The 13,441-nt window shown below is 60.2% G+C and carries 15 protein-coding genes and 1 tRNA gene; 12 read left to right on the forward strand and 4 right to left on the reverse strand.

What is annotated here, in order from left to right; all coding sequences use genetic code 11:
- Window positions 1–49: 49 nt before the first annotated feature.
- Window positions 50–739: a crotonase/enoyl-CoA hydratase family protein gene (locus tag E8F12_RS08930; RefSeq protein ID WP_280324886.1), complete on the reverse strand. Its 690-nt coding sequence runs from the start codon at window positions 737–739 to the stop codon at window positions 50–52.
- 281 nt (window positions 740–1,020) lie between these two features.
- On the opposite strand from E8F12_RS08930, the gene E8F12_RS08935 reads away from it, so the two are divergent.
- Window positions 1,021–1,110: transfer RNA gene (locus E8F12_RS08935), tRNA-Ser, on the forward strand.
- Window positions 1,111–1,279: 169 nt separating this feature from the next.
- Window positions 1,280–1,948: a PIN domain-containing protein gene (locus E8F12_RS08940; RefSeq protein ID WP_280324887.1), complete on the forward strand. Its 669-nt coding sequence runs from the start codon at window positions 1,280–1,282 to the stop codon at window positions 1,946–1,948.
- 44 nt (window positions 1,949–1,992) lie between these two features.
- On the opposite strand, the gene E8F12_RS08945 is transcribed toward E8F12_RS08940, so the two are convergent.
- Window positions 1,993–2,664 (reverse strand): hypothetical protein, encoded by a 672-nt coding sequence (locus tag E8F12_RS08945; RefSeq protein WP_280324888.1) that lies wholly within the window; start codon window positions 2,662–2,664, stop codon window positions 1,993–1,995.
- A gap of 157 nt (window positions 2,665–2,821) precedes the next feature.
- A complete protein-coding gene (locus tag E8F12_RS08950; RefSeq protein WP_280324889.1) occupies window positions 2,822–3,829 on the reverse strand; it encodes a tyrosine-type recombinase/integrase in 1,008 nt (335 codons plus the stop codon).
- Between the two features lie 115 nt (window positions 3,830–3,944).
- On the opposite strand from E8F12_RS08950, the gene E8F12_RS08955 reads away from it, so the two are divergent.
- Both E8F12_RS08955 and E8F12_RS08960 read left to right on the forward strand, forming a co-directional pair.
- Window positions 3,945–4,457 carry an arsenate reductase (azurin) small subunit gene (locus tag E8F12_RS08955; RefSeq protein WP_280324890.1) on the forward strand — a complete coding sequence of 171 codons (513 nt, stop codon included), beginning with the start codon at window positions 3,945–3,947 and terminating at the stop codon, window positions 4,455–4,457.
- Between the two features lie 13 nt (window positions 4,458–4,470).
- Complete coding sequence (locus tag E8F12_RS08960) at window positions 4,471–6,954, forward strand: arsenate reductase (azurin) large subunit (RefSeq protein WP_280324891.1); 2,484 nt, start codon at window positions 4,471–4,473, stop codon at window positions 6,952–6,954.
- A gap of 138 nt (window positions 6,955–7,092) precedes the next feature.
- Here the strand turns inward: E8F12_RS08960 and E8F12_RS08965 are convergent, their stop codons facing one another.
- Window positions 7,093–7,344: a hypothetical protein gene (locus tag E8F12_RS08965; RefSeq protein WP_280324892.1), complete on the reverse strand. Its 252-nt coding sequence runs from the start codon at window positions 7,342–7,344 to the stop codon at window positions 7,093–7,095.
- A 253-nt stretch (window positions 7,345–7,597) separates the two neighbouring features.
- On the opposite strand from E8F12_RS08965, the gene E8F12_RS08970 reads away from it, so the two are divergent.
- From E8F12_RS08970 to arsJ, 8 genes are all read left to right on the forward strand, one after another.
- Window positions 7,598–8,011: an arsenate reductase ArsC gene (locus E8F12_RS08970; protein WP_280324893.1), complete on the forward strand. Its 414-nt coding sequence runs from the start codon at window positions 7,598–7,600 to the stop codon at window positions 8,009–8,011.
- Between the two features lie 7 nt (window positions 8,012–8,018).
- Window positions 8,019–8,375 carry a metalloregulator ArsR/SmtB family transcription factor gene (locus E8F12_RS08975; protein ID WP_280324894.1) on the forward strand — a complete coding sequence of 119 codons (357 nt, stop codon included), beginning with the start codon at window positions 8,019–8,021 and terminating at the stop codon, window positions 8,373–8,375.
- 44 nt (window positions 8,376–8,419) lie between these two features.
- Window positions 8,420–8,890, forward strand: a complete 471-nt coding sequence (locus tag E8F12_RS08980) for an arsenate reductase ArsC (RefSeq protein WP_280324895.1) — start codon at window positions 8,420–8,422, stop codon at window positions 8,888–8,890.
- A gap of 16 nt (window positions 8,891–8,906) precedes the next feature.
- Complete coding sequence (gene arsB / locus E8F12_RS08985; protein ID WP_280324896.1) at window positions 8,907–9,968, forward strand: ACR3 family arsenite efflux transporter; 1,062 nt, start codon at window positions 8,907–8,909, stop codon at window positions 9,966–9,968.
- Between the two features lie 4 nt (window positions 9,969–9,972).
- On the forward strand, window positions 9,973–10,689 hold the full coding sequence (gene arsH, locus E8F12_RS08990; RefSeq protein ID WP_280324897.1) for an arsenical resistance protein ArsH: 717 nt from the start codon (window positions 9,973–9,975) through the stop codon (window positions 10,687–10,689).
- An 18-nt stretch (window positions 10,690–10,707) separates the two neighbouring features.
- Entirely contained in the window at window positions 10,708–11,208 is a 501-nt protein-coding gene (locus E8F12_RS08995; protein WP_280324898.1) for a cyclin-dependent kinase inhibitor 3 family protein, read from the forward strand.
- 27 nt (window positions 11,209–11,235) lie between these two features.
- A complete protein-coding gene (locus E8F12_RS09000) occupies window positions 11,236–12,240 on the forward strand; it encodes an ArsJ-associated glyceraldehyde-3-phosphate dehydrogenase (RefSeq protein ID WP_280324899.1) in 1,005 nt (334 codons plus the stop codon).
- 18 nt (window positions 12,241–12,258) lie between these two features.
- The coding region (gene arsJ, locus E8F12_RS09005) for an organoarsenical effux MFS transporter ArsJ (protein WP_280323429.1) at window positions 12,259–13,441 on the forward strand (1,183 nt) is incomplete at its 3' end.

Below are 13,441 nucleotides of genomic sequence, written 5' to 3' on the forward strand. Positions count from 1 at the left end.
ACCCTCAACGAAAACGCCCCGCAATGCGGGGCTTTTTTCATGGACCAGCTCAGACCAGGTGCTGCTGGTCGAGCTCGATGGCCGCGTCCAGGGTTTCCAGCAGGGCCTTGCGCACCTTGAGCTTGGTGTTCCGGTGGGCGGTCATGTTGATCTTCTTCAACTGCAGCGCGGCGGCGCGAGCGGCGTCCTGCAGCTGCTCGGCGGGGACCACCTTGTCGAGGAAGCCGGCATCCAGCGCGCCTTGCGGGTCGAACATCTCGCCATTGATCACCGAGCGGTGGAAAGCGGATTTGCGCAGGCGGTCGCGGGCCAGTTCGATGCCGACGTGGTGCATGGTCATGCCGATCTGCACTTCGTTCAGGCCGATATTGAAGGGGCCCTCGACGCCGATGCGGTAATCGGCCGACAACAGGATGAACGCACCCTTGGCCACGGCATGGCCCGGGCAGGCGACGATCACGGGGTAGGGGTGGGCCAGCATGCGACGGGCCAGGGTGGAGCCTGCGGCGACCAGGGCAACGGCGTTCTGCGGGCCGGAGGTCATGACCTTGAGGTCGTAGCCGCCGGAGAGGATGCCCGGCTGGCCGGTGATGATCACCACGGCGCGGTCCTGCTCGGCGCGGTCCAGGGCGGCATTGAAGGCAGCGATCACATCCGGGGAGATGGCATTCACCTTGCCGTTGGCAAGGGTCAGGGTGGCGATGCCGTCTTCGAGTTGGTAGGAGATCAGCTCACTCATGGCAGGTTCCTTGTTAAGAAGTGAGCTGACGTTACTCAGCGCTACTGTGGAGGTAAAGGACTGAGACTGACTGGTTAGTCAGAATCAGCACCTGCGCAGGCCCGCACCGCGTCCGAACGTCTTCCAGAGCCGTTGTCGGACACTTGACAGCAGAAGGGGAAATTGGCAGCGGAGGGGCTTTTCCATAAACGCATGAAATTTATGAAAAAAGTGTTTGCATTCCGGAAAGCACTCCACTAAATTAGCGCACCTCGACGGGGCCAACGCCTCGAAGAGATTCCGGTGAGGTGTCCGAGCGGTTGAAGGAGCACGCCTGGAAAGTGTGTATACGGGAAACCGTATCGAGGGTTCGAATCCCTCCCTCACCGCCACTTTCTGTACAGATAAGCCCCTGATTTCGAAAGAGATCAGGGGCTTTTTCTTTGCCTGCGAAAAAGCGGGTGTCGAAAAAGTGTCGAAGCCGTCGCAGCTACCCCCTTCCAGCCTTCGCTCATCCTGGACAAGAATGGCCAATCGCCATGGAAGACAGAGCCATCCAGGATGCGCACGAACTACGTTCTCATCGACTACGAAAGCGTACAGGTCAAATCCCTGGAGCTGCTGCAGCAGCCGCACTTCAAGGTCCGGGTCTTTCTAGGTCCTAACAACACCAAGCTTCCTGCAGAGCTTGCAGTAGCCATTCAGCGCTTCGGCGATCGGGCGGATTACATCCAGTTGGATACGCCTGGTCAGAACGCCCTGGATTTCCATGTTGCCTACTACCTGGGCAGGCTGGTCGTCGATGAGCCGGACGCGTTCTTCCACATCATTTCTCGGGACAAGGGCTTCGATCCGCTGATCAAGCACCTCAAGAGCAAGTGCATTTTTGCTGCCCGCTCCGAGACCATCGAAGGCATGCCTTGCTTCTCACCGCCCAAGATCGTTCCGCCACCTTCTCCCAAGCTGGAGCCAGTGAAGGCGCCCCCTTCGAAAGCAAAGAAGGCGGTCAATGAATCGGACGTTAACCTGGTAATCGCTGACCTGGTCGGCCGCAAGGCCGCCCGGCCGCGGACCATCAAGACGCTGCTCAATACTATTCGCGCCAAGCTGGGCAAGCAGGCCATCGAAGATATTGACGGTATCTACCAGGAGCTGAGGCGGCGTGGTTTCGTGAAGGAAGCCGGTACGAAGGTCGCCTACGCGTTGCCCAAGACTGCGCAATCCTCCTAAAAACTTCTAGAGAGTGCTCGCTGGTTTCAATAGGAACCACCTGATTAATAACTGGTTGCGCTTGTTACTTCGCATCCCGCGGATGTTAAGTTCACTTTGTTTACTTCGTTTAATGAAGAGAAAGTGAAGTAAATTTCCATGGAGTCTGAGTTTGACGTTGTTGCATACATGCTTACGTTCGTGCTTTCGCTGCTGCTGTCGTTGCGGGCGTATATCAACTGTGTGCCTTCATACTTTATTTCTACCGTGCATTCTATGTCTGCGCTTATGAAGTCATCGCCTTCGTAGTCGGTTTGCGTAGTAAACTCGACTGTGGCTGTACATCCCCTGTAAGCCGCTTTATCGAAATTTTCATCACAATCAATGCTCGTATCATCCACGGAAACACAAACTTGCGAATCAGTCTCATAGTCTGTTGTGCAGTGGTCGCCGGCAGCTGTTGAGGACTGTACAAGTGCTAGATTTTTTACGCGGACCCAAAGACTCAAGTACGAGCCTGGAGCATGATTTTTTGAATAGAGGACATTTGCCCACTCACCTTTTACTGCAAGAACAGCAACGATTGAGCCGCTAGGTATTTGAGCTTTGATATTCCCATTTGGGGCGTCCATCGCTGAGGAGGCTTCGATTGTTTTGGCTATGGCAGTGGCGGAATTTGCAGAGCAGGGAAGCAACAGCAATAGGAAAGGAAGAATGAGTTTCCTTAGTTGACGCATGGTTTGGCTCTCCATTGCATAAGCGTTTAAACAATTGTCGAGATCGTATCCTACCGTTCATCTCGATGGTGAGATGATATTAATCTCTGTCTGGGCTCATACCGGTCGTTGATTTAGCCTAGCCGTTGATTTCAGTTCGGGCTGCTAGTCTCTGCGGTCAAGTCTGATCCAGGGGATTGAGTCTTACAGCGTCCTGCAGATGATCCGGCGACAGATGCGCATACCGCATTGTCATGGTCAGCGACGTATGCCCAAGGATCTTCTGCAGGGTCAGAATGTTCCCGCCGTTCATGATGAAGTGAGACGCGAAGGTATGCCTCAGGATGTGACTGGCTTGGCCCTGGGGCACGTTGAGCTTCGTTGCGCGTAACACTCGCCGGAAAGTCTCCATGCAATGCGTAAAGTGCCCGTGGCGAGCCAGGTGAGCCTTCAGTGCTTTCTCTAGTTCGGCATTGATGGGAATGGTGCGAGTGCGTTTTGACTTGGTGTTGGCAAAGGTGACGGTGCTATTACGCACCAGGGCAGGATCAAGGCCTTCCACCTCGCCCCAGCGTGCGCCTGTTGCCAGACAAACCCGGGCAATTATCGGCGGGTGAGGGGAGCCGTCTCGCGCGTCCAGGGCTTCCAGCAAAACGGCGATTTCTTCCAGGCTCAGGAACGACAGCGCGCGCTCCTGGAGCTTGATCGGTCGTACTCGCTCCAAGGGATTCCGGTACTCAATTTCGCCCAGTTGATACAACTCGTTGAATACCGCCTTCAAGTAGCCCAGGCGGTTATTGAGGGTCTTCCCCGCTACGCCTTTCTCTATCTGCTTCCTGCGTAGCTCGTTGACCTGGTTACCGGTCAGTTCCCGGCCGAGCGGATCTCGAAGTTCCTTGGCAAGCGTCTGCAGGATCTCCTTGCGGCGAACCCCATCCGACAGCGTATGGCCGTGCAGGTCGAACCATCGATCAACCAGCTCCGAAAGCCGACGCTTGTCCTTGGGCTTGGGATTCCACTCGGCGTCCTGGACGAGTCGCTGGCGAACCAGGGATTCGAAGCGGACGGCTTCTGCTTTGGTCTTGAAGCGTCGCCGAGGCCGAAGGCAATCGGTTGTTCTACCCCTGGGGGCTCTGGATTCATGAGGGTTGCTGCGCTGATGTGCTGGCGGGGATCGAGCATGCACTGTGAAAGGCTAACGGCCGGAACGTCCTGGATTTCTCTTCTATGCTGAACAGTTGAGCAATGAGTCATTCAGGCCAGACGGGGGCTGAGCCTGCACGTGATATGAGGTGACAGCGATGGCAGCAATATCCAGAAGAGTCTTCTTGAAAATGGGAGGCGGAGTTGCCGCTGGCGTGGTCATCGGGATGCCCGAGGCATCACAAGCCGCAACATCGACCGCCGAAGGGCGGGTCACTCTTCCTTACGAGAAAGCGGCCATCGCCAAGGCGAAGAGTTTGAAGGTCAATGCTCCCGTTGTATTCGCCTATCCCGATGCTGCTTCCCCCTGTGCTGTGATCAAGATGGGCGCCCCCGTCCCGGGCGGGGTAGGCCCAGAGCAGGACATTGTCGCCTTCAGCACGCTCTGTACGCACATGGGCTGCCCGGTTGCCTATGACCCCGAGCAACGGCTGTTCAAGTGTCCCTGCCACTTCAGCATTTTCGACCCGGAGAATGCCGGCCAGATGGTGTCTGGACAGGCCACCGAGAACCTTCCCGGCATCGTGCTCGAATACAACCCCCAAGATGATTCGGTACGTGCAGTGGCCGTCGAAGGGTTGATCTACGGACGTCAGTCCAACCTCCTGTGACAAGGGGATCAACATGGCAACCAACAAAGATCGCGTGGCACTGCCTCCTCCAGATGCCCAGAAGACCAACCTCACCTGCCACTTCTGCATCGTGGGTTGTGGCTATCACGTCTACAAATGGCCAGAGAATCAGGAAGGTGGAAGGGCGCCCGAGGAAAATGCCCTGGGGCTCGACTTTCGCAAGCAACTGCCACCGCTGGCAGTCGTGATGACCCCGGCGATGCAGAACACCATCACCGACAAGGACGGCAAGCGCTACAACATCATGATCGTGCCGGACAAGCAGTGTTCGGTGAACCAGGGGCTGTCATCCACGCGGGGCGGTCAACTGGCCAAGGTCATGTACAACCCCGAGGGGGTGGGTAAGGAGCGCCTGCGCAGCCCGCGCGTCTATGTGGCAGATCAGTGGGTCGATACCAGCTGGGACGAGGCACTGGCGCTGTATGCGGGCGTGACCAAGAAGATTCTCGACAATGATGGCCCTGCCGCGCTCGCCTTCGACTGTTTTGACCACGGTGGAGCCGGAGGGGGGTTCGAGAACACCTGGGGCACCGGCAAGTTGATGTTCACGGCGCTGAAAACCCCGCTGGTACGAATCCACAACCGCCCAGCCTACAACTCCGAGTGCCACGCCACGCGCGAGATGGGGATTGGCGAGCTCAACAACAGCTATGAAGACGCCGAGTTGGCCGACGTGATTGTCGCCATCGGCTGCAACTCCTACGAAACCCAAACCAACTACTTCCTGGCGCACTGGCTACCCAATCTGCAAGGGCAGACGGTCGACAAGCGCAAGCAGCGATTCCCAGGTGAGAGCATCGCCCCGGCGAAGGTGATCTTTGTGGACCCGCGCCGGACGACCACGATTGCCGTGGCCGAACAGGCGGCGGGCAAGGACAACGTGCTGCACCTGGATATCGAGCCAGGTTCGGATATCGCGCTGTTCAACGGCCTGCTGACCTATGTGGTCGAGCAGGAATGGCATGACAAGGACTTCATCTCGGCCCACACCAGGGGCTTCGACCAAGCGCTGCAAGCCAATCGCTTGTCACTGGAGGACACCAGCCGCATCACGGGTGTGCCCGTCGACAAGCTGAAGCAGGCGGCTGAATGGGCCTACAAGCCGAAGGCATCAGGCCACCGGCCCCACACCATGCATGCCTACGAGAAAGGGATTATCTGGGGCAATGACAATTACCTGATCCAGTCCGCCCTGGTCGACCTGGTGCTGGCGACCCACAACGTCGGGCGGCGAGGGACAGGCGTTGTGCGCATGGGTGGACACCAGGAGGGGTACACGCGTCCGCCCTATCCGGGGGACAGCAAGATCTATGTGGATCAGGAGATCATCAAGGGCAAGGGCATGATGTATACGGCCTGGGGCGCGAATCCCTTCCAGACCACGCTCAATGCCGAGGAGCACAGGGCGGTCATTCTCCGCCGCGCCAACGCTGTCAGGGAGGCCATGGCCAAGATCCGTGGTGGCTCGACCACCCAGATGGTGGATGCGATCTACGACGCGGTGAAGAACAAAGGCGGGCTGTTCTTTACCAACATCAACCTGTACCCCACCAAGATGGCAGAGGCGGCGCATTTGATGTTCCCCGCGGCCCATCCGGGCGAGATGAACCTCACATCCATGAATGGGGAGCGCCGGATGCGCCTCTCGGAAAAATTCATGGATCCTCCGGGCTCAGCCAAGGCCGACTGCCTGATCGCGGCGGACATCGCCAATACCCTCCACCAGCTGTATACCGCCGAAGGCAAGAAAGACATGGCGGAACGCTTTGCCGGGTTTGACTGGAAAACCGAGGAAGATGCCTTCAATGACGGCTTCCGGATGGCTGGCCAGGCCGGCGCCGGCCCCATCGACAGTCAGGGTGGCAGCACCGGTAACCTGGCCACCTACGAAAGGCTGCGCGCTATGGGTAACAATGGTGTCCAGTTGCCGGTCAAGGAGTACCGGGATGGCAAGCTGATCGGCACCGAGATGCTCTACAGCGATTACAAGTTCGACACGTCTGACGGCAAGGCTGAGTTCAAGCCGGCACCCTGGCCAGGCTTGCCGAAGCCGGTGGCAGAGCAGAAGGAGAAATACCGGTTCTGGATCAACAACGGGCGCATCAACGAGGTGTGGCAAACCCTCTATCACGACCAGTACAACGAGTTCGTGCGGCAGCGGGTGCCCATGGCCTACCTGGAAATGAATCCGGACGACGCACAGGCCTTGAGCATCAAGTCTGGCGACGTGGTCGAGGTACACAACGACTATGGCTCGTCCTATGCCTTGGCCTATCTGGAGCCTGACATCAAGCGGAGCCAGACCTTCATGCAGTTCGGCCATTACAACGGCGTGATGGGCGACCTGACCACCGCCTGGGTCGACCGGAACGTGGTGCCCTATTACAAGGGGACGTGGGCCGACATTCGTCGCATCGGCACGGTGGAGGAGTTCAAAGAGACGGTCAGCTTCAAGACGCGACGGTTCCAGGTGTAAAGCCAGGTATTCGGTGAGGGCAGGGTGATGCTTCCGGGCGTCGCCCTGTGCGCCAACTCCCCATTCGGGTGGAGCACTGCCCGCGAGTACAACACGCGAGCAGTGCTGACGCCGACCTTACTGTTTGATGGCCTGCAGCTAGTCCTTCAGGGCTTTCTCGTCAACTGCTTTCACAGTCATACCTTCCGTGCCAGTGCCAACATAGGTGAACTGCTTGGCCGGTTCACCGTTCGCCTTGAAGTCCATCAGTTCCTGGGAGCCTTCGCGGAACACCCAGAGTCGGCCATCTTCTACCTTGGTCACGAAACCAGGTTTGTCGAACTGGCTGGCAAAGGTGGCGCCTGCGAGCTGGCCGGTCAGCAGCATCGCGCTCAGGGTCAGTTTTTTCATCGCAAGGTTCCTGCTGGGGTTGAGGGGCGACAGAACCTAAGACCGCTGTCATGACAGGTTCATAACGATATTCGGATATGCGAGTTATCGTATGTTTCTCGAGAGGCCGGTGATGCAAAGCGCCTGGCGTGGTGTTTGTCGGCATTCCTGTCGCTTGAATGAGCTGGTGCTCCTCACGTTCCGTCCAGCCAGCTTTACCTTACATTCGAAAAAACATATATTCGGAAAACCATATCTATCAAAGAGCATGCCCATGACTTCCAAGCCCCGCGTGCTGTTCGTTTGTGTCGCCAATGCCGCCCGTTCCCAGTTGGCCGAAGCGCTGCTTCGGCATACCGATTCCGCGCACTTCGAGGCCTTCAGTGCCGGCACCGCGCCAGAGGAGATCGACCCGCGCACCCTTGATGAGCTACAGCACCTGGGCATCAGCAGCGAAGGCTTGCATAGCAAGTCCATCGACGAGTTTGCTGGTGAGCGCTTTGACTACGTCATCACCCTCTGTGACAAGTCGGCGCTGGAGTGTCACGCGCTGCCCGGTGCCGGCGAGGTACTGGCCTGGCACTTCGAAGACCCGGTCACGAGCACCAAGCCCGAAGCATTCCGCCTCGCAGTCCACGAGATCCATGAACGCATCAAGATGTTCGTTCTGGTGAAAACCAAACGTTGAGAGCGCTATGACCGACCATCTGACCCCGACCACCGTATTCAAATGCCTGGCAGACGAAACCCGAGTTCGTTTGATGCTGCTCATCACCCGCGAAGAAGAGCTGTGCGTCTGTGAACTCACCTGCGCGCTGGATGAGAGCCAACCGAAGATTTCTCGGCACCTGGCCCAGCTCCGTACCTGCGGGTTGTTGGCAGATCGTCGCCAGGGCCAGTGGGTGTACTACCGCCTGCATCCCAATCTGCCCGATTGGGTGCACCGCGTGCTGACCACGGTGCTGGAAGCCAACAGGCATTGGCTGAGTCCTGACTCGAAACGCCTGGAAGGCATGGGCGACCGCCCCGAGCGTGTCGCTGCCTGTTGCTGAGGCCGAGCGCCCCAGTTTCCGCTTTGTCGAAAATGGATAGTCCGATGAAAGTCCTGTTCCTCTGCACCGCCAACAGCTGCCGCAGCATCCTTTCCGAAGCTGTGTTCAACCACCTGGCGCCTGCTGGCATGAAGGCCTATAGCGCCGGCAGCCAGCCGAAGGGGGCGGTGCATCCCCTGAGCATCCAGACCTTGCAGAAGGCCGGTATCTCCGCAGCGGGGTTGAGCAGTAAATCCAGCGACGTGCATGAAGCTCTGGCACCGGATCTTGTCATTACCGTCTGCGACAAGGCCGCTGGCGAAGCCTGCCCGGTGTTCTTCGGCCCAGCGACCAAGGCCCACTGGGGGATAGCCGACCCGTCCGAGTACCAGGGCAGTCCCGAGGAGATCGAAGCGGCCTTCGACGCCACGCTTGAGCGGATCAAGACCCGCGTCCAGGCCTTCCTGGCGCTTCCCCTGAAGCAGATGAGCAGCGAGCAGCTCAAGGCTGAAATGGCCTTGATCGGCACCCTTTGACAGCAGAGACATGACCATGCGCAAAAGCCGTCTCGCTTTTCTGGATCGCTACCTGACGGTCTGGATCTTCCTCGCCATGGCACTTGGCGTTGGGCTCGGCAGCTTGTTCGAGCGCCTTCCGTCGTGGCTGAACAGCTTGTCCGTAGGCTCGACCAATATTCCCATCGCCATCGGCTTGATCGTGATGATGTACCCGCCGTTGGCCAAGGTGCGCTACGAAGAGCTGCCGCAAGTGTTCAAGGATAGGCGCATCCTCGCCCTGTCCCTGGTGCAGAACTGGTTGATCGGGCCGGTGCTGATGTTCGTGCTGGCGGTGGTATTTCTGGCAGACAAGCCCGAGTACATGACCGGCCTTATCCTCATTGGCCTGGCGCGCTGCATTGCCATGGTGCTGGTGTGGAATCAGATCGCCGGGGGCAATAACCAGTACGTGGCCGGGCTGGTGGCCTTCAACAGCATCTTCCAGATCCTGTTTTTCAGCGTGTATGCCTGGATCTTCCTGGGGCTGCTGCCGCCGCTGTTCGGTCTCGAAGGCAGCGTGATCCAGACCAGCTTCGTCGACATTGCCGAGTCGGTGCTGATCTACCTGGGCATCCCGTTCCTCACCGGCTTCCTGACTCGCAAGTTGCTGATCTGTCGGAAAGGCCAGAGCTGGTATCGCGAGCGCTTTATTCCCTGGATCAGTCCGCTGACCCTGGTGGCGCTGCTGCTGACCATCGTCGCGATGTTCAGCCTGAAAGGGGACATGGTGCTGCAACTGCCGTTGGACGTGCTGCGTATCGCCATCCCGCTGACCATCTACTTCGTGGTGATGTTCTTCATCAGCTTCTGGATGGGCAAGCTGCTCGAAGCCGATTATCCGCGCACCACCGCGCTGGCCTTTACCGCTGCCAGCAACAATTTCGAACTGGCCATCGCAGTGGCCATCGCGACCTTCGGCCTGGCGTCCCCGGTGGCCTTCGCCACTGTGATCGGGCCGCTGGTGGAAGTCCCGGTACTGATCTCGCTGGTGGGTGTGGCCTGGTGGCTGAAGCGCCGCTGGTTCGATCAGCCGAAGGGCGCGCTTGCTGAGGAGTAGATCCATGACCGACGACCACATACCCAACCTCGATGCCGACCTGGTTGACTTGCCGACCCTGGACAAGCTGAGCAGCACGGTGTCGGCCACTCATAAGCCGCGAATTCTGCTGCTCTACGGATCGACCCGCCAGCGCTCCTTCAGCCGCCTGCTGACGGAGGAGGCCGCGCGCCTGCTCCAGCACTTCGGCGCTGAGACGCGCATCTTCGACCCGTCTGGGTTGCCGTTACCCGATGACGTACCGGACAGCCACCCCAAGGTGCAGGAGTTGCGTGAACTGGTGCTCTGGTCGGAAGGCCAGGTGTGGTGCTCGCCCGAGCGCCATGGCTCGATGAGCGCGGTGTTCAAGGCGCAGATCGACTGGATTCCGCTGGCCATGGGCGCGGTGCGCCCGACCCAGGGCAAGACCCTGGCGGTGATGCAGGTTTGCGGCGGCTCGCAATCATTCAACGTGGTCAACCAGCTGCGCGTGCTGGGCCGGTGGATGCGCATGTTCACCATCCCCAACCAGTCCTCGGTGCCCAAAGCCTACCTGGAGTTCGATGAAGCGGGGAGGATGAAACCGTCCTCTTTCTACGACCGGGTGGTGGACGTCATGGAGGAGCTGGTGAAGTTCACCCTGTTGCTGCGTGAGCGCTCGGACTACCTGGTCGACCGCTATTCCGAGCGCAAGGAGTCGGCGGAAGAGCTCTCCAAACGCGTCAACCAACGTTCCATCTGATCGCAGGATTCACCTTACATGGCCCACCCCTACGATGTACTCAGCATTCCTGCCCTTCAGGGCAAGCTGATCTTCACGCCTTGCCCAGGCACCAAGGACACCTCGCTTGACGAAGCGCTGGTAACGCTTCAACAAGCCGGTGCTTCGGCGGTCATCACCCTGATGCCTCCGATCGAACTCGCCGCCAACGGCGTCGAGGCCATTGCCCAACATTGCCAGCAATTGGGCCTGGATTGGTTTCACCTGCCGGTTGCCGATGAGCAGGTGCCGCTCGAAGACTTTGCCCAGGCCTGGAGCCAGTCGAAGCAACAGATCATCAACCTGCTGGAAAGCGGCAAACACCTCGCCATTCACTGCAAGGGCGGCTCGGGCCGTACCGGGCTCATCGCGGCGCGCATCCTGATCGAGGCCGGTGTGCCTTGGGCAGATGCCATCGCTCAGGTACAAGCCCTGCGCCCCAAGGCCATCCAGCACCCGGCACATGTCAACTGGATCAGCCAGTTCGACGTAGGCCACTGATTTCAGCCTTCTCCAGAGAATACGAGCATGAGCATCAAAGTCGGTATCAACGGTTTCGGTCGTATCGGTCGCCTGGCGCTGCGCGCGGCGTGGGACTGGCCGGAGCTGGAGTTCGTCCGCATCAATGACGTCGCGGGCGACGCTGCCACCCACGCCCACCTGCTGAACTTCGACTCGGTGCATGGCCGCTGGCAGCACGAGGCCCGTGCCGAGGGCGACTGCGTGGTGATCGGCGGCAAGCGCATCCAGGTCACCGCCAACAAGGCCATCGCGGACACCGACTGGTCGGGCTGCGACCTGGTGATCGAGGCCAGCGGCAGGATGAAGACGGTCGCCGTGCTGCAGGCCTACCTGGACCAGGGCGTGAAGCGCGTGGTGGTCAGCGCGCCGGTCAAGGAGCAGGGCGCGCTGAACATCGTCATGGGCGTCAACCAGCAGCTGTTCGACCCGGCGCAGCATCGCATCGTCACCGCTGCGTCCTGCACCACCAACTGCCTGGCGCCGGTGGTCAAGGTGATCCACGAGAACCTGGGTATCCGCCATGGTTCGATCACCACCATTCATGACCTGACCAACACCCAGAGCATCCTCGACCAGCCGCACAAGGATCTGCGCCGCGCCCGTGCCTCGGGCATGAGCCTGATCCCCACCACCACCGGCTCGGCCACCGCCATCGCGGAAATCTTCCCCGAGCTGCGCGGACGGCTGAATGGCCATGCGGTGCGGGTGCCGCTGGCCAACGCCTCCTTGACCGACTGCGTGTTCGAAGTGGAGCGCACGACCACGGCTGACGAGGTCAATGCACTGCTCAAGGCGGCTGCCGAGAACGAACTGAAGGGCATCCTCGGTTATGAGGAGCGCCCGCTGGTGTCCATCGACTACCGCACCGATCCGCGCTCCTCGATCATCGATGCGCTGTCGACCCTGGTGGTCAACGGCACCCAGGTGAAGCTCTACGCCTGGTACGACAACGAGTGGGGCTACGCCAACCGCACCGTCGAGCTGGCGCGGCTGGTCGGCCTGGCGGGCTGACAGGGACGCGCCGCGATCATGAACGCGTTGTCAGCCCTCTCCCCGTCAGTGCGCCAGTACCTGCTGGTGACCAGCAACTACTGGGCCTTCACCCTCACCGACGGCGCCTTGCGCATGCTGGTGGTACTGCACTTCCACAGCCTGGGCTACACGCCGCTGCAGATCGCCGCGCTGTTCCTGTTCTACGAATTCTTCGGCGTCATCACCAACCTGGTGGGCGGTTACCTGGGTGCGCGCCTGGGCCTCAACCGCACCATGAACATCGGCCTCGGCCTGCAGGTCGCCGCGCTGCTGATGCTCGCGGTGCCGGCGGCCTGGTTGACCATCCCCTGGGTGATGGGCGCCCAGGCGCTGTCGGGCATCGCCAAGGACCTCAACAAGATGAGCGCCAAGAGCTCGATCAAGCTCCTGGTGCCCGACAGCCAGCAGGGCACCCTGTACCAGTGGGTGGCCATCCTCACCGGGTCGAAGAACGCGCTCAAGGGCGTGGGCTTCTTCCTCGGCGGCGCCTTGCTCGCCTCGCTGGGGTTCACCGGGGCGGTACTCGCCATGGCGGCGGTGCTGGCGCTGATCTGGCTCGGCAGCCTGGCGCTGCTGAAGAAGGACCTGGGCAAGGCCAAGGCCAAGCCGAAGTTCCGCGACATCCTCTCCAAGAGCCGGGCGATCAACATCCTTTCGGCGGCGCGGTTGTTCCTCTTCGGCGCCCGCGACGTCTGGTTCGTGGTGGCGCTGCCGGTCTACCTGAGCACGGTGTTCGGCTGGGACTTCTGGCTGGTGGGCGGCTTTCTCGCGGCCTGGGTCATCGGCTACGGCATCGTCCAGTCCGTCGCGCCCGCCATCACCGGCAAGCGCAGCGGACGCCTGCCGGATGGCCGCGCCGCCTTCTTCTGGGCCGGCCTGCTGGCGCTGCTGCCGGCGGCCATCGCCCTCGGCCTCTGGGCGGGGTGGCCGGCTCAGCGGGTGCTGGTGGGCGGGCTGACGCTGTTCGGCGTGCTGTTCGCGGTGAACTCCTCCCTGCACAGCTACCTGATCGTCTCCTATGCCAAGGAGGACGGGGTGTCGCTGGACGTGGGCTTCTACTACATGTCCAACGCCCTCGGCCGTTTGCTCGGCACGCTGCTGTCCGGCTGGATCTTCCAGGTCCATGGGCTGGAGGCCTGTCTGTGGGTGTCGACGGCATTGGTATCGCTGGCCGCCTTCA

The organism is Pseudomonas sp. BN102, from assembly GCF_029871245.1.
In the GTDB taxonomy this organism is placed as follows: Bacteria; Pseudomonadota; Gammaproteobacteria; order Pseudomonadales; family Pseudomonadaceae; genus Metapseudomonas.